The following is an 18794-nucleotide window of genomic DNA, read 5'->3' on the forward strand; positions in this document are numbered from 1 at the left end:
CACGGAAGAATGGGCGCAGCACTGCGCAAGGGTCGCAAAAAGGGGAAGACTCGGCGCTGCTGGGCTGATCAGCTCGCCGGACAGATGGCGCTGGACATGCGGCCGAGGTCGACGTGCCGCCGACTCACCAAGGCAATTCCAGTTCCAGACATGACGGAAGCGTGTCACGGGGATCTCGGGGCAGTCCACCGTCGTCCATCATGTGGACACCCGGGTCCCGAATTGTGAGACAGGAGTGCTGTCGATCACATGACCGGCCCTCCCGCGGTGCCGCGAGGAGGGCCGGGAGCCGTGGTCACCACGGTACAAAGCGGGTCAGACGGTGCCCGCGCCCGGCCACGGGCCCGGGGTGACGGCCTCCGCCTCCTCCTCGACCTTGGTGTCGAAGAGCCGGAAGCCGCGGCGCAGGTAGTTGTCCATCGCGTGCTCGCCGTCCTTGCTGCAGGTGTGCAGCCAGACGCGCTTCGTCCCGGCCCGCCCCGGCCAGCGTTCGGCCAGGTCCCAGGCGCGCGCGGTCCCGAACGAGAGGAGATGTCCCCCGATCCGGCGGCCGCGGAACGCGGGGACGAGTCCGAAGTAGGCGATCTCCACGACCCCGTCGTCCTGGGCGTCGAGCTCGACGTAGCCCGCCGGGGTCCCCCGGTCGTAGGCGACCCAGGTCTCCGTGCCCGGCCTGTCGAGGACCTCCTGCCACCGCGCGTACGTCCAGCCGAGCCGGTCCGTCCAGAGGATGTCCCCGCCGACCGAGGCGTACAGGAAGCGGCTGAACTCGGGGGACGAGACCTCGGCGCGGACGATGCGCAGCTCCCCGTCGGGGGCGCTCGCGGGGAGCAGGTCGGCCGGGGCCGTCTGCTCGAGGGACCAGGTGGTCACACTGATGTTGCTCATGACCGCCAGGGAACCACGGGGGCGGACACCTCTCCAAAGGCGTCCACGGCTCGGCCCCGGCTAGGGCCTGTCTGACAATTCCCGTCTGCCCCGCGACGCCATGCACGCTCCCCCAAGCTCTTCGAGCAGGGGGCACCCCCACTCGCCGCACCGGCCCCAGACCCGAGTACATCCAGTACGCAGGCCTGGGGCCGGCACGCCGAGAGCACGCACCTGACGCCGCCGGGCCGCCCTTCGGGCGACGACGCGAATTGTCAGACAGGCCCTATCCGAGCGAGCCGTCGACCGACGACAGCGGCAGCGCGTAGAGCGCTCTTCGGTCCGCCGTGTCGCTGAGGGTCCACAGTTCGCCGGTCCGCTGCCAGTAGGAGAAGGACCCGGTGCCGAGTCCCCAGCAGGCGTGCGACTGGTCGGCGGTGCAGGTGGCCGCCTCCGCGCCGTGCGCGCTCTGGCGCCACAGGGACGCGTGCCCCTCGCGGCTGTCGGACGGCCGTCCGATGTACCACTGGGCCTCGCGGGCGCCCGCGGACCGGTGCGAGAGGGCACCGGAGATCCCGGTTCCCTTGGTCGTGTAGGCCTCGGCCGCGTTCACATGGCCCTGCGCGTCGGCGAGCAGCCCGGTGCGGTACGCCGCGGTGCTGAACGCGTACCGCCAGACACGGGTGCGCTCAGGACGGTCGCTCGCGGCCTCCGTCGCGACCAGGCTGTCGGGAGCGGTCGTACGGTCCAGGGAGAGCGAGCCGATACAGGGGACCTCGTGGCCACGGCCGCGGGTGCACGAGCCGCCCTCCGGGTCGTACGAGCCGATGGCGGGGAGTACGTAGCGGTAGCCGGCGGCCGAGTAGCCGTGGCCCACCCGGCCCACGGCGCCGCTGTCCACGTCGGCCCGCAGCAGCCGGTGCAGGTCGAAGACGAGCAGGCCGTCGCCGTGATCCGCGGTGACGATCAGCTTGTCCTGGTACCAGACCATGCCGCCGAGGCCGGTGCGGACCGCCGAGAAGTCCCTGCCACCGGCGCGCGGAGCGACCAGCAGGACCCAGCGGTAGCGCAGGGCGTCGGGGTCCGTCGCGTCGACGAAGGCGATCCGGGCCAGTCCCTCGTCACGGCCCGGCGCGGCCGCCTGTCCGTCGCGGTGGGTCCAGCCGGCCAGGATCACCTGGTGCGCGCCCCACGCGCCGTCGTCGTCGGCGTCACCGGAGGTGGTCACGGAACGCGGCCGCCACTGCGAGGTCCGGGCGTCGGCGTCGTCCCAGCAGTACGCGCGGGTGGCCGACGGCTCGACGGGCAGCGCGGCCCGCTCGTCCGACGTGCAGTCGGCGGTGTTCCGCATCGAGCGGTCGGCGTCGCGCAGGACGCCGTCGACGCCCACGTTGCCGCCCATGCTCCCGCTGAGCGTGTCGAGTGCTTCCCGGGAGGTGAGGTTCTCGTGGAGGCGCAGCTGGGAGGCGGAGCCGGCGCGCAGCGCGGTGAGGTCGCCCGGGCTGTTGGCACCGGTGGCCTGCGAGGTGCTGATCAGTGTGGCGGCCGCGGTGAGCGCGAGGGCGGTTCCGGCCAGGGTGGCGCGCAGCGCCTGACCCCTTCTTCGACGACGATGTCTGCCGCGCTGCTTCATTCGTCCTCCCGGATAGGCCAACTGCCTCCCCCGCCGAGGGCGTTGACGGAGAGACGGGTGGGGTGGCCCGTGAAATGGATGCTACGGCAGTGACCCCCCGGCCAGGACAAAGACCGCGGAAGACGCCCACGAAATACGCACGCGTCACCCTCAGTCGTCGTCAGGACGGTGCCCGTTCGGCGGCCGAGCGGGCACCGCGCACCGCGGGCGCGGTCGAGTGCGGCAGCAGGTCCCGGGGGTCGTCGGGCAGCAGGATCTCGACCTCCACCTCCTCGCGGAAGCGGTACGGCCGGTGGTCGAGGAGCCCGATGAGCCGGCGGCGTACGCGGGAGAGTTCGGCGCGGACCGTGACGGTGCGGGTGGGATCGCCGAAGAGGTCGACCGCGAGCTGGGCGGCGCTGCGCCCCTGCCGGTGCACGGCGAGGACGTAGAGGAGTTCCGCGTGCCGCGGACTCAGGTCCTGGGCCCAACTGCCCGCCGTGCCCGAGACGGTGATGTGCGGGCGCCGGGGCTCGCCGAGGGCGAGGACGACCCGGCCGGCGCTCCCCAGGTCGTCGGCGCCGGTGACGCGCAGCAGCCAGCCTCCCGGCATCGGCTCGGCGACACACGTGCCGAGGGAGGGCAGCCAGCAGTGGCCCGCGCCGAAGGAGTCGGGCAGCGGGACCCGGTCCACCGGCGGCATTCCGGTGACGGCGGCGAGCCAGCCGTGGGAGTCCACCACGAGCGCCGGACCGTCCAGCCGGCACAGCAGGGGGGCGGCCACCGCGCGCAGCCGCTCGATGGCCGACAGATGCGCGGCCCGCAGTTCGCTTTCGGCCAGTCTGGACACCGTGTCGACCAGGGCGAGGGTGGCGGGATGAAAGGTGCTGTCCGGGCCGCTCACGTCGATGATCCCGAGCAGCCGTCCGTCGCGCGGGTCGTGGACGGGCGCGGCGGCGCACGTCCAGTCGTGCAGGGCGCGCACGAAGTGCTCGGCGGAGTGCACCTGGAGGGGGACGTCCGCCGAGAGGGCGGTTCCGATGGCGTTGGTGCCGGTGGAGTCCTCGCTCCAGGCGGCGCCCTCCTCCAGGCAGATGGCGTCGGCCCGGCGCAGCACGCCCGGGTTCCCCTCGCGCCACAGCACCCGGCCCTCGGCGTCGGTGACCACCATGATCTGGAGGGAGGCGTCGGCGACCGTCCCGAGGCCGCCGTGAAGGGTCGGCATCACATCGGCGAGGGCGGTTGATGTCCGCCGGTGTTCGAGTTCGTCCGGCTGGAGCAGAATGCTGTCCGTTCCCTGTTCGGGATTGACGCCGAAACGTTTCGCTCTCTGCCAGGACCGGCCGATCACCGGACGTGGGGCGAACGCGCCACGCTCTCCCTTGACCGACGCGGTCCAGGTCTGCTGGAGGTGCCCGGCCGTCTCGGACGCGTCGGACGGTGCGAAACGGGCTGGGTTGAACGATGTGGTCTTCACAGAACACTCCCGAAACAAGGACCTCGTACGGGCCGCGACACCGCCGTCATCCCACATCGTGCCTGCTCTCGGGCGCGCCCGCCGGACCTTCGCGCAAGGTGCACAAAGGAATGCAACGGTCTGCAACTCTCGCCAACGGTCACAAGGTTCCTCGAAACTGACAGTGACGCCGCCCGTGCGGTGTCCGAGCTCCTGAACGGGGCGAGCGGCGGGGGTGGTGCCGTGTCGGCGCGGCACCACCCCCGCGTCAGCGCTCCCTTCAGACCACCGGCCGGGCCCGCTCCACCACCGTGGCCAGATCCAGAGTGTGCGGCAGCGTGCCGAACCCCGCACCCCAGTCACCGCCAAGGCGTGAGGCGCAGAACGCGTCCGCCACCTCCGGGGGCGCGTACCGGACGAGCAGCGACCCCTGGAGCACCAGCGCGATCCGCTCGACCAGCCGGCGGGCGCGGGCCTCGATGCCGTCCAGGTCGGCGAGTTCGGTCAGCAGGTTCTTGATGGCCCCGTCCAGCCGGTGGTCGGCGCCGCGGGCCCGGCCCACCTCCCGCAGATACGCGTCCAGGGCCCCCGGCTCCCGCTGGAGAGCGCGCAGCACGTCCAGCGCCTGCACGTTGCCGGCGCCCTCCCAGATGGAGTTGAGCGGCGACTCCCGCAGCAGCCGCGGCATGCCCGACTCCTCGACGTAGCCGTTGCCGCCCAGGCACTCCAGCGCCTCCACCGCGACCGGCGTACACCGCTTGGTCACCCAGTACTTGGCGGCCGGTACCGCGAGCCGCAGGAACGCCCGCTCCTGCTCGCTCCCGTCGTCGTACGCCGCCGCCAGCCGCATCGCCAGCGTGGTCGCCGCCTCCGACTCCAGCGCCAGATCGGCCAGGACGTTGCGCATCAGCGGTTTGTCGATCAGACGGCCGCCGAACGCCTCGCGATAGGTCGAGTGGTGGATCGCCTGCGCCACCGCCTGGCGCATCAGCGAGGCCGAGCCGAGCACACAGTCGAGCCGGGTCGCCGCCACCATCTCGATGATGGTGCGCACCCCGCGCCCCTCGTCGCCCACCCGGCGCGCCCACGTCCCGTCGAACTCGACCTCGCTCGACGCGTTGGACCTGTTGCCGAGCTTGTCCTTGAGCCGCTGGATACGGAACACGTTGCGCGTGCCGTCCTCCAGGACGCGCGGCACCAGGAAGCAGGTCAGTCCGCCCGGAGCCTGCGCCAGCACGAGGAAACCGTCCGACATCGGCGCCGAGCAGAACCACTTGTGTCCCGTCAGCGCGTACGTCCCGTCCTCGGCGAGCGGCCGCGCCTCGGTCGTATTGGCGCGTACGTCGCTGCCGCCCTGCTTCTCCGTCATGCCCATCCCGAAGAGGACGCCGGCCTTCCGGGACGCGGGACGCAGCTCCTGGTCGTAGACCGAGGACGTCAGACGCGGCACCCACTCGGCGGCGAGCTCCGGGTCGGTGCGCAGCGCGGGCACCGCCGCGTGGGTCATCGACAGGGGGCAGCCGTTGCCCGCCTCGGCCTGCGTCCAGATCACGAAGCCCGCCGCGCGCCTGAGGTGCCCGCCGGGGCGGGTCCACGCCGATGTCAGCCCCGCGGACACGCCCTTGCCGAGGAGACGGTGCCAGGCCGGGTGGAAGTCGACCTCGTCGATCCGGTTGCCGTAGCGGTCGTGGGTGCGCAGTTTCGGCGGGTTCTCGTTGGCCAGCGCACCCCATTCCTGCACCTGGGCCGAACCTGTCGTCCGGCCGAGCGACGACAGTTCCTCGCGCGCCTCCTGAAGAAGCTCTGGATCGAGATGCCGGTCGACCGCCTCGGTGAGGGCCCGGTCGGCGGCGAATACGTCATATCCGACGAGGGGCGGAGCCTGGTTGGTCACGGTGTGGGTGCTGGCTGCCATACCGCTACCGTAAGGACGTGCACCAGGCAAAAGAAACACCTGAACGGCCTCGCTCGGGCCGCTTCCACCGCGCTCGCGCGCTCTACCGGAACGTTTCCAAGCGCAGGACCGCCTGGCTGCTGCTCAAGGACACCGTCAACTCGTGCATGGAGTACCGGATTCTCGGACTGGCTGCCGAGGCCGCCTTCTTCACGCTCCTGTCCGTACCGCCGCTGCTGCTCAGTCTGATCGGGCTGCTCGGATACGTGGACGCCTGGACCGGCGCGGACACCATCGCCAGCCTGGAGTCCAACATCCTGGACGCCTCCCGCACGGTGCTGACCCAGAAGGGCGTCCACCAGATCGCCGAGCCGATCCTGCACGACGTGATGAAGGGCGGCCGGCCCGACATCATCTCCCTCGGCTTTCTGTTCGCCCTGTGGTCGGGCTCGCGCGCGGTGAACGTCTTCGTCGACACCATCACCGTGATGTACGGCCTCGACGGCACCCGGGGCATCGTCAAGACCCGGATGATGTCCTTCCTGCTGTTCATCGTGGCGCTGCTGATCGGCTCCGTCGCGCTCCCGCTGATGGTGGCGGGCCCGGACGCCGTGGTGAACGTCGTCCCGTGGTCGACCACCGTCGTCCAGGTCCTGTACTGGCCCGTCGTCATCATCCTGTCCGTCGCCTTCCTGACGACCCTGTACCACGTGTCCGTGCCCGTACGGTCGCCCTGGGTGGAGGACGTGCCGGGTGCGCTGGTGGCCCTCGCGATGTGGGTGCTCGGCAGCTTCCTGCTCCGCGTCTACCTGACCAGCACCATCGAGGGCCCCACCATCTACGGCTCGCTCGCCGCCCCCGTGGCCGTCCTGCTGTGGATCGGTGTCGCCGCCTTCGCCGTCCTGGTCGGCGCCGCCGTCAACGCCGCCATCGACCGGATCTGGCCGGCCGCCGCGACCGCCGCCGCCCGCGCCGCCGGCGAGCGGCTGCGCGAGGCCCAGGCCGCCGAGTACGTGGCCCGTGCCGCCGCGCACCGCTCGTACGACGCCGATCCCGACGACCCCGACATGCCCTCCGAGTTCCCCGAACGCTGGTCGCGCTTCCTGCCCCCGGAGGACGTCTCCTCCCGTCTGCGCACCCACGTGAAGAACCCCCACCACCCCCACCACGCCCCGAAGAACGGCGAGGAGCACCCGCCCGAGGGATGAGCCCGGCCGGCGGCGGCGCAGCCCGGCGGACCCGGCAGTGGACCGTGCGCTCCGGCTCCTCCAGGACGACCCGGCCCGTCCGGCGTAGCCTGGCGGACATGTACGCGGAACGGGCGTCCCGGCTGCCGGGCGCGGTGCTCTGGAGCCGCGTCGTGGCCGGTCCCGCACCGGACGGCGGGGCCACGCCGGAGAGCGCCTCCCGTGCCGTGCTCCCGGACGGCTGCATGGATCTGCTGTGGACCGAGGGGCGGCTGCTCGTCGCCGGGCCCGACACCAGGGCCCACGTCCCGGCCGGAGTCTCCGGCGGCTGGGCGGGCGTCCGCTTCCGTCCCGGCACGGCGCCCGGCTATCTGGGCGTGCCGGCGAACGAACTCCGGGACCGGCGCGTGGAACTGACCGACCTGTGGCCGGCCGCCGAGGTGCGCCGTATCGCCGCGCGGATCGACGCGGCCGCCGACCCCGTGGACGCGCTCGAAGAGGTCGCGCTGCTCCGGGCGGCCGAGGCCCCGGCCCCCGATCCGCTGCTCCGGGACGTGGTTTCCGCCCTGGACGCGGGCCGCCCGGTCGCCGAGACGGCCGACCGGCTCGGCCTGGGAGCACGCCAGTTGCACCGCCGCTCGCTCGCCGCCTTCGGGTACGGACCGAAGACCCTGGCCCGGATCCTGCGGTTGCAGCGGGCGCTCGCCCTCGCCCGGGACGGCGTGCCCTTCGCGGAGACCGCGCTGCGCGCCGGGTTCGCGGACCAGGCCCATCTGGCGCGGGAAGTGAGGGAGCTGACCGGAGCGACGCTCGGTGAACTGGTCGGCCACCGGTGAGGGGCCGTACTACTGAGCTGAGGCCGGATCTTCCGGAAGCGGGGCGAACAGGTCGACGCCGTTGCCGTCCGGGTCGTGCACGACGGCGTACCGCATGCCCCAGAAGGCGTCCCACGGCTTGAGCTCGCCGTGGTGGCCCGCGCCCACGAGTTCCTCGTAGACGGAGTCGACCTCGGCGGGGCTCTCGCACCGGAAGGCGAGCGACGCCCGGCCGCCGCCGCTCGGGGGCCGCCACCCGGTGTGGAACGACCGGATGGTCTCCTCAGTGTCCAGCGCGAGGCGCAGCCCGCCCGGCAGCCCGGCCTCGGTGTGCGGCTCGTTCCGCGCGCCTTCGGGGAAGACGAGCCCGAGACGGCTGTAGAAGGCGATGGAGGCGGCCATGTCGGAAACGGCCAGCCCGATCACGTCGAATCGTGGAGTCATACGGCCACCGTAGGCGGGCCGCCGACGGCCGGTCTTGAAGGAAACGGACACCCCCGGCAAGCGACCCCAAGGGCTGTCACGTAATCCCCGGTGGATCAGCGCGCGGCGTCGGATGCGGTGCATCGCAAGGCGGAGGGTCGTCCTCATGCTGGGCGTATTCGGGCGATCCGGCAACGCGGCGTGGGGGTACCCCCTGCTCGAAGAGCTTGGGGGAGCCGTAGCTGTCGTCGCGCGCCCGCAGGGGACTACGGGACGGCCTTTAGGCTCCGGGCATGACCTTCCGCGTTCTCGTGTACACGCGTACGACCGGCTACCGGCACGACTCCATCCCGGCCGCCGTCGGCGCCGTGCGCTCCCTCGGCCGCGCGCACGGCTTCGACGTCGAGGCCACAGAGGACCCCGCGGTCCTCGAGGCCCCCCTCGACCCGTACGCGGCCGTCGTCTTCCTGTCGACGAGCGGCGAGGTGCTGACCCCGCGGGGCCGTGACCGGCTCGCCGCCCACGTCGAGGGCGGCGGGGGCTTCGTCGGGGTGCACGCCGCCGCCTGCACCGAGTACGACTGGCCCCACTACGGCGAACTGCTCGGCGCCCGCTTCGACCGGCACCCGGACCTCCAGCCGGGCCGGGTCCTCGTCGAGGACCACGGACATCCCGCGACCCGGCTCCTGCCGCCGGTCTGGGAGTTCACGGACGAATGGTACGACTTCCGCTCCAACCCGCGCGATTCGGTGCGTGTGCTCGCCTCCGCCGACGAAACCTCCTACGAAGGCGGGGGAATGGGCGCCGACCACCCGCTCGTGTGGTGCCGGGAGCAGGGCGCCGGCCGGGTCTTCTACACCGCCCTCGGACATGCCGCGCAGGCCTACGAGGACCCGGACTTTCGCCGGCATCTGCTCGGCGGCATTCTCTGGGCGGCACGGGAGTCCTCCGCGGCCGTCTCGGACCGGGGGCACTGACCCGGCGCGGGACACCGGGGGCCTGGGCCGCCGAGCCGCCGCGCGACCCCGGCGGGCCTGAGCCGCCGACCCGGGCGGGCTTGAGCCGCCGACCCGGCGCCGGATCCCGCAGGGGCCCCTCCGGATTCCGGCGGCCGGCCCGCGTCGTACGGCGGTATCGGCCGTCCAGGGGACGTCCGCAGGAATACCGGGACGCGATGTGGTGCTCTGATCCTTACAGCGCGCGACGGTGAGGAGCTGGTCCCGGATGGCGGTGGACCCGGTGGACTCGGTGGATCCGGTGGCGGAGACGAAGGACCCGGTGGTCTCCACCCCCTACGGAGCGGTGCGCGGCCGTTACGAGAACGGGATCGCGGTCTTCCGGGGCATCCCCTACGCAGCCCCGCCCTTCGGCGCCCGCCGGTTCCGCCCGCCGGAGCCGCCCGAGCCCTGGGACGGGGTCAGGGACGCCGCCGCGTTCGGACCGACACCGCCGAAGCCGCCGTACTCCGAGGCGTTCGCCCGGCTCCTCGCCGACCCCGTCGTGCCCGGTGACGACTGCCTCAACCTCAACGTGTGGACCCCGGCGCCGGACCCCGCCGCCCGCCTGCCCGTCATGGTGTGGATCCACGGCGGAGCCCTGACCCGCGGCTCCTCGGCCGTGCCCGTGTACGACGGGCGTGCCTTCGCCCGCGACGGCGTGGTCTTCGTGTCCGTCAACTACCGCCTGGGCGTGGAGGGTTACGGCCTCTTCCCGGACGCGCCGGCCAACCCGGGGCTGCGCGACCAGCTCGCCGCGCTGGAGTGGGTGCGGGAGTCCGTCGCCCGGTTCGGCGGGGATCCCGGCCGGGTGACCGTCTTCGGCGAGTCCGCCGGAGCCATCAGTATCGGCGCGCTGCTCGCGAGCCCGCGCTCCCGGGGCCTTTTCCGGCGGGCGGCGCTCCAGAGCGGGCCGCCCGAGGCGAGCGATCGCGACAAGGTGCGCCGCATGGTGCGCAGGATGGCCACCCGGCTGAAGATCCCCGCGACGGCGGAGGCTTTCGCCGCCGTGGACCGCGACCTGTTGCTGCGCACCCAGGCCGAGGTGGGCAGGCTCAGCAGCCCGGTGCTCGGCGGCCCCGCGTTCGGCATCGTCGTCGACGGCGACCTCGTGCCCCGCGACCCGCTGGAGGCCCTGGTCGAGGGCGCCGCGGCGGACGTCGGCCTCCTGCTCGGCTGGACCCGTGACGAGTACCGGCTGTGGCTCGTGCCCGGCGGGCTCATGGAGCGCGTCGACCGGCTCGGACCGGTCGCCCTGGCCGGCGCGATGGCCCGCTGCCGCTGCGGTCACGAGGTGCCCCGCGGCTACCGAGCCCTCCATCCGGAGGCCGGCACCGCCGATCTCGTCGGCCAGATGATCACCGACCATCTCCTGCGGGTGCCGCTGCACCGCCTCGCCGACGCGCGCAGCGGCACGCCCACCGCCTCCCTCGACGCGGACGTCCCCGGCGAGGGCCGGGCCCCGGCGCACGTCTACGAGTTCGCCTGGCCCTCCAATGTGCCCGGACTCGGCGCCTGTCACGCGCTGGAACTGGGCTTCGTCTTCGACACCACCGGAGCACCGGAGTCGGCGAAGCTCGCGGGCGAGGGCGCCCCGCAGGAGCTGGCGGAGGCCATGCACGGCGCGTGGGTGCGGTTCGCGGTCGACGGTGACCCGGGGTGGGCCGCGTGGGACGCCTCGCACCCGGTCCGGGTCTTCGGCGCCGGCGACCCGTACACCGCGCACGGGCCGCGCGACCGTGAACTCGCCCTGTGGGAAGCCGATTCGGCCAGAGCGGCGACCGGGCCCGCGACCGGCCCCACCCGCAGGCACACCGGCGGCTCCACGGTCGGGGCCGTCACGATCCCGACACTCGCGGCCGCCGGACCACCCACCACCGAGGCAACCGCCGATCCGGCCGGTCCTTCCAGCCGTCCGGCCGCCGATCCCTCCAGCCGTCCCGCCGCGAAGACCGCCGACCAGCCTGCGGAGGGCCCGCCCGAGGTGAAGGAGGGGGCGCTCGGGGCGGCCGAGGGCCTGCCCGGGGCGGCGGATGGAGCGCCGGGGGAGGGCCCGGGGGAGGGTTTGCCGGAGGGCGGGTCCGCGTCCGGGACTCCCGCCGTCGACGTGCCCGTGCGGATCACGACGCCGCTGTCGGCCGTACGACGCTTCCGCCGCCTGGGCGGCGCCGGCCGACGGTGAGCCCGCCTCCGGTCACGGGTGCGCCGGGGTGCCTCTCAGCTGGGGGTACGGGGTCGGGGTGTCGCGCGGGGTCGCGGCTACGCCGGGGTGCCTCTGAGCCGGGGTGGGTGTACGGGCTCGGGGTGTCGCGCGGGGATGCGGGTACGCCGGGGTGCCTCTGAGGTCGGGGTGGGTGTACGGGCTTGGGGCGCCGCGCGGGGTGCCCGGGTGCCTCTGAGGCGGGTGGGTTTACGGGCGCGGGGTGTCGCGCGGGGGCGTGGGTTCTCGCGGGGCTGCCCGGGGGAGTCCGAGCCTGCGGTGTCCGGGCAGGGGCCGGTCCCGACCGGCGTTGTACGAGTCCCGGTGGCCGGCCGGAGCGAGGCTGGTGCAGCGTTACGCGGCTCGCAGGGCCGACGTGATTCCCGTGATCGCCTCCGGGCCCACCCGGCAGCAGCCGCCGATCAGCCGGGCTCCGGCCCGTTCCCAGTCGCCGACCTGGGCGGCCGTGAACGTGGAGTCGCCGGTCCAGGCGCGGGCCTCGGCGTCCCATGCCTCGCCGCTGTTCGGGTAGACCACGACCGGCTTTCCGGTCACGAGTGCGGCGGTGGCGACGGCCGCGTCGACGTCCTCGGGGGCGCAGCAGTTGACCCCGACCGCGATGACCTCGTCCGCCTCGGCGGCCAGGGCGAAGGCCTCCTCCAACGACTGCCCGGCCCGCGTACGCCCACCGGCGACGCTGTACGACAGCCACGCGGGCACGCCGAGCCCGCGTATCCCCCGGAGCAGCGCCCGGGCCTCGTCCGTGTCCGGGACGGTTTCCAGAGCCAGCACATCGGGCCCGGCGGCGGCCAGCACCTCCAGGCGCGGGAGGTGGAACCGCTCCAGTTCCGCGACGCTCAGCCCGTACCTCCCCCGGTACTCGGAGCCGTCCGCGAGCATCGCCCCGTACGGGCCCACCGACGCGGCGACCCACAGCGGCCGCGCCACGCCCTTCGCGTGCGCGCGCCGGGCCGCCTCGCGGGCCGCCTCGACGCTGAGGCCGAGCAGTTCGGCGACCCGTTCGCGGGGGATGCCACGGCGGGCGAAGCCGTCGAACGTCGCCTGGTAGCTGGAGGTGATCGCCACGTCCGCGCCCGCCTCGTAATAGGCGAGGTGGGCCTCGACGATCGCCTCGGGCCGGTCCGCGAGCAGCCGTGCCGACCACAGCGAGTCGGCGAGGTCGTGTCCGGCCGCTTCGAGCTGGTTGGACATGCCCCCGTCGAGCACGAGCGTGCCGGAGGACAGTGCGGCGGCGAGGGTGAGGGCGTTGTCGCTGGCCATGCCACGACGCTAGCCGATCAGGGGTGCCGCACCCCGGCGCTGTCCACCTGGTGGGCGGTCGTCCCGGTGGCTGAGACGCGGCCGTTCGCGGACCCGAGATCCACGACAACGCTCCGGCCGCTGACCCCGCTGACCCCTCTGGTCCCGCTCGCCGGTGTCGGTTCGCGCCCCGCTGTCGGTCCGCTGCCGCCCCGCTGCCGGCCCGCCGGGCGGTCGTGCGTCGGCGCCCCCGCGCGAGGCTTGATCCGGACGGCGCCCCGTCGCAACCGGCCCGGACCCTGGCAGGATCGGGTGACATGGAGTTCTCCGAAGTGGTCCGTCGCCGCCGCATGATCCGTCACTACTCCGACAAACCGCTGGCCCCCGAGGCGGTGGAGAGAATCCTCGCCTCCGCGCTACGGGCCCCGTCGGCCGGCTTCTCCCAGGGCTGGGCGTTCCTGGCGCTCACCGACCCCGCCGACCGCGCACGCTTCTGGCCGTTCGTCCCCACCCGTGCCGAGCAGACGCCGACCATGCGGGACGCCCCGCTGGTCGTCGTGCCGCTCGCCCACAAGGCGGTCTATCTGGAACGGTACGCCGAACCCGACAAGGGCTGGGAGGACCGCGCCGAGGCCCGCTGGCCGGCCCCGTACTGGTACATCGACACGGGGATGGCCGCCCTCATGATGCTGCTCAGCGCGGTCGACGAAGGGCTCGACGCCTGCTTCTTCGGAATCATGCCCGAGCAACTGGAGCCCTTCCGGGCCGAGTTCGGCGTCCCCGAGGAGTACGCGCCCATCGGCGGCATCACCGTCGGCTACCGGTCGGACGACGTCCCCCCGCAGGGTGCGCGAATCGCGGAACGCCGGCGGGGGGTGGAGGAGGTCGTCCACCGGGGGCACTGGGGCCTGCACAGCTGACCGGCACATGACGGAGGACCGGCCACGTCCGACCCGTTGACCTCGCCGTAGTACGCGCTTACTTTTTCGGCGGCAACGTTCGTAATCGCAGATGAAGTTCGGCATACCGGACGGACGGTCACCCATGAGCCGCACGAGCCGCACCATCCCCACCTCCCGAGCCCTTCTCGCCTCCCGAGCCCGCCTCACCCCTCGAGTCCTGCCAGCCCTGCCCGCTCCCCGAGCCCGTTCCGCCGAAGGGCACCCGCTGAGACGCGTGTACGCCCTCCTGGCCGCTCTCTGTCTGGCCGTCGCCGGGGGACTCCTCGCCGCCGCGCCCGCCCGGGCGGCGGCCCAGACCATCACCAACGGCACCCAGTTCACAGCCACTTCGGGCGACGCCGTGCACGCCCACGGAGGCGGGGTCGTCAAAGTGGGCAGCTACTACTACTGGTTCGGGGAGAACCGCAACGCCGACAACACCTTCAGATACGTCGACGCCTACCGTTCCACCGACCTGAAGACCTGGGAGTTCCGCAACCACGTCCTGACGCAGTCGAGCGCCGCGGAGCTGGGCACGGCCTACATCGAGCGGCCCAAGGTCATGTACAACGCGTCCACCGGCAAGTTCGTCATGTGGATGCACAAGGAGAACGGGGTCGACTACAGCGAGGCGCGTGCCGCCGTCGCCGTCTCGGACACCGTGGACGGCGCCTACACCTATCAAGGCAGCTTCCAGCCGCTCGGCCAGTACATGTCCCGTGACATCACGACCTTCGTCGACACCGACGGAACCGGCTACATGGTCTCCGCCGCCCGTGAGAACTACGACCTCCAGATCTACCGGCTCACCGCCGACTACACGGGCATCGCGGCCCTGGTCGCCGACCCCTGGCACGGCGGACACCGCGAGGCGCCCGCGCTGTTCAAGCGGGGCGGCGTCTACTTCATGCTGACCTCGGCGGCGACCGGCTGGAGCCCCAACCAGCAGCAGTACGCCACCGCCACCTCGCTCGCCGGCCCCTGGACCGCGATGGCGAACGTCGGCGACTCCACGGCGTACGGCTCGCAGACCGCGTACGTCCTTCCCGTACAGGGGACTTCGGGGACCTCCTATCTCTACATGGGCGACCGCTGGGGCGATTCGTTCGGCGGCACGGTCGACGACTCCCGGTACGTCTGGCTGCCGCTCGTCTTCCCGACGGCCACCACGATGTCCCTGTCCTGGTCCCCGGAGATCAGCGTCGACACGGTCACCGGGACCATCGGTACGACGACCGCCGCCTACGAGACCTTGACCGCCCGTCACTCCGGCAAGTGCGCGGACGTCCCCAACCAGTCGCTGTGGCAGGGGATCGCGCTCGCCCAGTACACCTGCAACGGCGGAGCGAACCAGAAGTTCTGGTTCAAGGCCCTCGGCGGCTACTACGAGCTGATGGGCCGGGGCAGTTCCCTGTGCCTGACCGAGAACGCCACCGGCGTCACCCAGGAGGACTGCGCCGGCGCCGCCACCCAGCAGTGGTCGGTGACGGCATCCGGCAGCTATGTGCTTCTCAAGTCCAGGGCGTCCGGCGAGTGCCTGGACGTGTCCGGCGCCTCCACCGCCAACTCCGCGCCGCTCATCACGTACACCTGCAACGGCGGCGCCAACCAGCAGTGGACACACGGCACTTGACCCAAGGCCGGGTTCGCGGTCAGGAACCGGCCTCCGGCGGGTCCGTGGGGATCTGGGCCAATGCCTTCCGGGGGTCGGATTCCTGGGCCCGGGCGTGGGCTGCGCTGTGCCGGTCCAGCAGCACGGACACCTCCTCACCCGTGCCGAGGTCCTTGGCCGCGGCGCGCGCCACGTTGTTGGCGTCGATGTCGAAGGTCACCTCGATCCGGGGAACACCACGTGGGGCCCGCCGCAGCGGCAGTTCGAGCACTCCGAGCTTCGTGTTGTACGCGGCGAGCTCACGGTCGCCCTGGTAGACGTTGATCTGGGCATGGGACTGCCCGTCCTCGACAGTGGAGAAGATGTCGCTGCGCCGCGACGGGATCGTCGTGTCCCCGTCGACGATCCGGGCCAGGACGCCGTCCTTCGTCTCGACGCCGAGAGGGAGCGAGGTCACGTCCAGGAGCAGTACGTCGTGCAACTGGCCGGTCAGCACGGCGCTCTGGAGCGCGGCGCCGATGACCACCCCTTCGGGGATGATGGTCCGGATCGGTTCCCGGCCGCCCGCCAGCTCCTTGACGAGCCCGGCGATCGCCGGCATCCGGGTGGCACCGCCGACCAGGATGAAGTGGTCGACGTCCTCGACCCCTTCGAAGTTCCAGGCGGGCTTCAGCGCACGCCGCACCGGCTGCCCGCAGCACTCCAGCAGATCCTTCGTGAACCCCTCCAGCTGCCCGCGTGTCAGCGTGACGTCCAAGTGCACAGGCCCTGAAGGGGAGTTCGCGATGTACGGCAGGGTGACGGCGGTGGCCGTGGCCGACGACAGCTCGATCTTCGCGGCTTCCGCAGCCTCGGCCACCCGCTGGAGGGCGGCCCGGTCGGTGAGCCGGACGCCCTGGCGCAGGGCGAGTTCACGGACGAGATGATCGACGACACGGCGGTCCCAGTCGCTTCCCCCGAGCTTGCTGTCGCCGCCGGTGACCAGCGTCTCGACGACCCCGTCACTGATGCCGACCAGGGACACGTCCAAGGTGCCCCCGCCCAGATCGAACACCATGATGTTCTCTTCGTCACGGCCGAGGCCGTACGAAAGCGCCGCGGCGGTCGGCTCGTTCAGCATCCGGACCGCTTCGATGCCGGCGAGGGCCGCCGCGTCCGCCAGTGCCGCGCGCTGGACGTAGGTGAAGTGGGCCGGCACGGTGAGGATCGCCCGCGTCACCGTCTCGCCCAGCCGGGCTTCCGCGCTCCCGCGCAGGTCGGCGAGGATCCAGGAGGCGACCTCCTCGGCGGAGAAGCGGCGGACCCCGTGCCGGTAGGTCCATCCTGTCCCCAGTTCCAGCTTGACCCGGTGGATGCCGCCGCCCGGAACGCGGGAGGCCTGCTCCTTGGCGGCCTTCCCCACCAGCAGCGTCCCGTCCTCGGCGAACGCCACGACGCTCGGCGTGGTGACGTCTCCGTACCGGTTCGCGATGACCCGCACCTCGCCGTCCAGGAAGACGGCCACCGCGGAGTTGGTCGTCCCGAAATCGATGCCGAGGATCTTCGACCCGGTCGCGAGCGGCTGGGCGACCCGGACCGTGTCCCGGGCGCTGGAAGGCAGCTCGCCCAGGCCACGGCTGTGCCAGAGGCTTTCGGCCTGGGAGCCGACCAGCGGGTCCCGGTCGTGGACCAGCACGGTCAGCGCTTCCAGGGCGGCCTCGCGGACCGGGCCGCGCCAACTGCCGAGCAGCCGTTCCACCTCGTGCAGGGCGCCGAGCCGCTGCCAGGTGGCCCCGGTGAGGATCGCGGCGCGGAGCGTTTCGGGAAGCCCCGGGTCCTCGGGCGCCGTCAGCCGGCCGACGCCGGGGTTGCGCGTCAGATAGAGGGTGCCCTCGGAGTTGTTGACGCTCCGGGTCGGCGTCTGGCTCGGCAGCCGGCTGCGTACGCGGTCGTGGACGAAGGAGTACAGCTCCTCGACCGACACATAGCCGTCCCCGTCCAGGTCGGCCGTGCCGTCCCGCAGTCCTTCCACCACGGCGGCGGTGAAGATGGACGGCTCGGCCCGGTCCCTGCTGCTCAGCTCGCTCTCGTGGCTGTACTGGAGGGCGGTCGAGGACGTGATGACGACCCGGCCCCGCCCCGAGAAGGGCTCCTTGACGTCGACGGTGGGCGCGGCGCCGCGGGTTCTCAGCCCCTTCGCGAACGCTCCGCTGTAGCAGCAGTCCAGCAGGACGACGGCCCGTCGGCAGAGACTCTGCTCCAGTTGGTCCGCGACGAACTGGGAGGAGACCGCGGTCGCGTCCAGATAGGCCTCCTCCGTGTCCGAGGCGACGAAGTACAACCGGCCTCGCGGGTCCTTGCGTCCGTGGCAGGAGAGGTGGAGCAGGAGCAGGTCCTGGCTCTGCGCGTGGGCGAAGAAGGACTGGATCGCCTTGCGGATCTCCGGTGCCGTGCCGTTCTCGACGACGGTGACCTCGAACTCGCCGACGGCCGGGTCGCCGAGCACGGCGGCGAGGTGCTCGGCGTCCGCGGCGGCGCCCGGCAGTTCGTCGAAATGCCCGTCCGCATAGTGCTGGTTGACGACGAGAAGCGCTGCTTTACGCATCGGGCAGGTCGGCCTCTCGAGCGGCGTGCCTGGCGACGAACAGTTCGACGGCGCGCCGCTGGTCCGCGCGGGAGACCGACGTCAGACGCAGTTCCTCACCGTCGATCGTCATGTCGATCGAGCCCGAGTTGCGGCGCGCGAGCCAGTCCTGGACCAGCGCGACGAGTGCCCGCAGCGTCGCCGCGCTCGTCGTGCCGACGAGGAGCGTCGTACAGATCACCGCCTGCCCGGCCCGGGTGCCGTCGGGAGCCGGACCGTCCGTCGGCTGTCGTACGTGGGACAGATCCAGCAGGGACAGCTCCTCCGCCAGGAGGGACATGGAGTCCTCCGCGCCCTCGGGGTCCGCCTCGTCGGTGAACACCAGCACGGCGTCGCGCCGCGGATCGCTCACGGTTCCCTCCCCGTCGACAACCCGGGCCCTCACCCGGGAGAGTCCAATGTGGCACCTCGAAGTCGCGCTTCAGAGGGAATGGGGGAAATGTGATTCCTTCCCCGGCGAGGTGTGTAGGGTGCGGTCCCCCCGGGTCGGGCCGGCAGGTGCGGGGCGTCGATCGACGTGCCGTCGCCGAGGAACGACGTCGTCCCGGATCCGCTCACCACGTCGATCCCCGGCACGCTGTACTGGCCGGCGTCGGACCGGCCTGTTCGGGGATACGGACATGGGGATGCCTCCTTCTGGAGGGGCGCGGGTGTCTCGCGGAGTGGCAGTCGACGTCTCGAAGTGAAATGGCTTTCGTGCGGCGGGCATGGGCCATCATGTGAAATTCGGCCGCGCTCTGGTAAGCGCTTGTCCGGCAGGGGTACCGTCCATGCGAGGTCTCGCCGTCGTGCCGCCCCCGGCGGTGTACGCGGTCCGTCCGCGACGAACTCCTCGCCCTGCCGCTGGTGCCGAAGGCGCTGGTGAGGGTGGGATGAGTCCCTGGGGCGTCCCGACCGGAACCGGGGCGC

Annotated in this window: 14 protein-coding genes and 1 pseudogene; 6 read left to right on the forward strand and 9 right to left on the reverse strand. The window is 72.4% G+C overall.

What is annotated here, in order from left to right; genetic code table 11:
- Positions 1-68: 68 nt before the first annotated feature.
- From ABZV42_RS19605 to ABZV42_RS19625, 5 genes are all read right to left on the reverse strand, one after another.
- A complete protein-coding gene (locus ABZV42_RS19605) occupies positions 69-152 on the reverse strand; it encodes a putative leader peptide (RefSeq protein ID WP_309486338.1) in 84 nt (27 codons plus the stop codon).
- A 163-nt stretch (positions 153-315) separates the two neighbouring features.
- Positions 316-888, reverse strand: a complete 573-nt coding sequence (locus tag ABZV42_RS19610) for a GNAT family N-acetyltransferase (RefSeq protein WP_355979295.1) — start codon at positions 886-888, stop codon at positions 316-318.
- Between the two features lie 265 nt (positions 889-1153).
- A complete protein-coding gene (locus ABZV42_RS19615; protein ID WP_355979293.1) occupies positions 1154-2500 on the reverse strand; it encodes a hypothetical protein in 1347 nt (448 codons plus the stop codon).
- Positions 2501-2660: 160 nt separating this feature from the next.
- On the reverse strand, positions 2661-3956 hold the full coding sequence (locus ABZV42_RS19620; RefSeq protein ID WP_355979290.1) for a GAF domain-containing protein: 1296 nt from the start codon (positions 3954-3956) through the stop codon (positions 2661-2663).
- A 259-nt stretch (positions 3957-4215) separates the two neighbouring features.
- Positions 4216-5850 (reverse strand): acyl-CoA dehydrogenase family protein, encoded by a 1635-nt coding sequence (locus ABZV42_RS19625; RefSeq protein WP_356052901.1) that lies wholly within the window; start codon positions 5848-5850, stop codon positions 4216-4218.
- 17 nt (positions 5851-5867) lie between these two features.
- On the opposite strand from ABZV42_RS19625, the gene ABZV42_RS19630 reads away from it, so the two are divergent.
- Together ABZV42_RS19630 and ABZV42_RS19635 are read left to right on the forward strand one after the other, a co-directional pair.
- Positions 5868-7037 (forward strand): YihY/virulence factor BrkB family protein, encoded by a 1170-nt coding sequence (locus ABZV42_RS19630; protein ID WP_356052903.1) that lies wholly within the window; start codon positions 5868-5870, stop codon positions 7035-7037.
- A 98-nt stretch (positions 7038-7135) separates the two neighbouring features.
- Complete coding sequence (locus ABZV42_RS19635; RefSeq protein ID WP_356052905.1) at positions 7136-7852, forward strand: helix-turn-helix transcriptional regulator; 717 nt, start codon at positions 7136-7138, stop codon at positions 7850-7852.
- Positions 7853-7861: 9 nt separating this feature from the next.
- Here ABZV42_RS19635 and ABZV42_RS19640 read toward each other — a convergent pair whose 3' ends face one another.
- Positions 7862-8275 (reverse strand): VOC family protein, encoded by a 414-nt coding sequence (locus tag ABZV42_RS19640; protein WP_355979278.1) that lies wholly within the window; start codon positions 8273-8275, stop codon positions 7862-7864.
- Between the two features lie 272 nt (positions 8276-8547).
- Between ABZV42_RS19640 and ABZV42_RS19645 the strand changes: the two genes are divergently transcribed.
- Together ABZV42_RS19645 and ABZV42_RS19650 are read left to right on the forward strand one after the other, a co-directional pair.
- Positions 8548-9231 (forward strand): ThuA domain-containing protein, encoded by a 684-nt coding sequence (locus tag ABZV42_RS19645; protein ID WP_355979275.1) that lies wholly within the window; start codon positions 8548-8550, stop codon positions 9229-9231.
- A gap of 247 nt (positions 9232-9478) precedes the next feature.
- Positions 9479-11017, forward strand: a pseudogene (locus ABZV42_RS19650) (carboxylesterase family protein); the annotation flags it as partial.
- Positions 11018-11803: 786 nt separating this feature from the next.
- Here ABZV42_RS19650 and mmuM read toward each other — a convergent pair.
- Positions 11804-12730, reverse strand: coding sequence for a homocysteine S-methyltransferase (gene mmuM, locus ABZV42_RS19655; RefSeq protein WP_355979272.1), 927 nt, complete (start codon positions 12728-12730; stop codon positions 11804-11806).
- A 296-nt stretch (positions 12731-13026) separates the two neighbouring features.
- Here mmuM and ABZV42_RS19660 point away from each other — a divergent pair, with 296 nt between their 5' ends.
- Both ABZV42_RS19660 and ABZV42_RS19665 read left to right on the forward strand, forming a co-directional pair.
- Complete coding sequence (locus ABZV42_RS19660) at positions 13027-13629, forward strand: nitroreductase family protein (protein ID WP_355979269.1); 603 nt, start codon at positions 13027-13029, stop codon at positions 13627-13629.
- Positions 13630-13876: 247 nt separating this feature from the next.
- On the forward strand, positions 13877-15283 hold the full coding sequence (locus ABZV42_RS19665) for an RICIN domain-containing protein (protein WP_355979397.1): 1407 nt from the start codon (positions 13877-13879) through the stop codon (positions 15281-15283).
- 19 nt (positions 15284-15302) lie between these two features.
- Here the strand turns inward: ABZV42_RS19665 and ABZV42_RS19670 are convergent, their stop codons facing one another.
- Positions 15303-17846: an Hsp70 family protein gene (locus tag ABZV42_RS19670; RefSeq protein WP_356052907.1), complete on the reverse strand. Its 2544-nt coding sequence runs from the start codon at positions 17844-17846 to the stop codon at positions 15303-15305.
- Entirely contained in the window at positions 17839-18237 is a 399-nt protein-coding gene (locus ABZV42_RS19675; RefSeq protein WP_356052909.1) for a hypothetical protein, read from the reverse strand. The genes ABZV42_RS19670 and ABZV42_RS19675 overlap by 8 nt, the downstream gene beginning before the upstream one ends.
- Between the last annotated feature and the right edge of the window lie 557 nt (positions 18238-18794).

The sequence above is a fragment of the Streptomyces sp. NPDC005281 genome (genome assembly GCF_040607495.1).
In the GTDB taxonomy this organism is placed as follows: domain Bacteria; phylum Actinomycetota; class Actinomycetes; order Streptomycetales; family Streptomycetaceae; genus Streptomyces.

Coding starts and splice junctions, on each gene's coding strand:
- ABZV42_RS19605 (WP_309486338.1), bottom strand. CDS start 152: ATGTCTGGAACTGGAATTGCCTTGGTGAGTCGGCGGCACGTCGACCTC.
- ABZV42_RS19610 (WP_355979295.1), bottom strand. CDS start 888: ATGAGCAACATCAGTGTGACCACCTGGTCCCTCGAGCAGACGGCCCCG.
- ABZV42_RS19615 (WP_355979293.1), bottom strand. CDS start 2,500: ATGAAGCAGCGCGGCAGACATCGTCGTCGAAGAAGGGGTCAGGCGCTG.
- ABZV42_RS19625 (WP_356052901.1), bottom strand. CDS start 5,850: ATGGCAGCCAGCACCCACACCGTGACCAACCAGGCTCCGCCCCTCGTC.
- ABZV42_RS19635 (WP_356052905.1), top strand. CDS start 7,136: ATGTACGCGGAACGGGCGTCCCGGCTGCCGGGCGCGGTGCTCTGGAGC.
- ABZV42_RS19640 (WP_355979278.1), bottom strand. CDS start 8,275: ATGACTCCACGATTCGACGTGATCGGGCTGGCCGTTTCCGACATGGCC.
- ABZV42_RS19645 (WP_355979275.1), top strand. CDS start 8,548: ATGACCTTCCGCGTTCTCGTGTACACGCGTACGACCGGCTACCGGCAC.
- mmuM (WP_355979272.1), bottom strand. CDS start 12,730: ATGGCCAGCGACAACGCCCTCACCCTCGCCGCCGCACTGTCCTCCGGC.
- ABZV42_RS19660 (WP_355979269.1), top strand. CDS start 13,027: ATGGAGTTCTCCGAAGTGGTCCGTCGCCGCCGCATGATCCGTCACTAC.
- ABZV42_RS19670 (WP_356052907.1), bottom strand. CDS start 17,846: ATGCGTAAAGCAGCGCTTCTCGTCGTCAACCAGCACTATGCGGACGGG.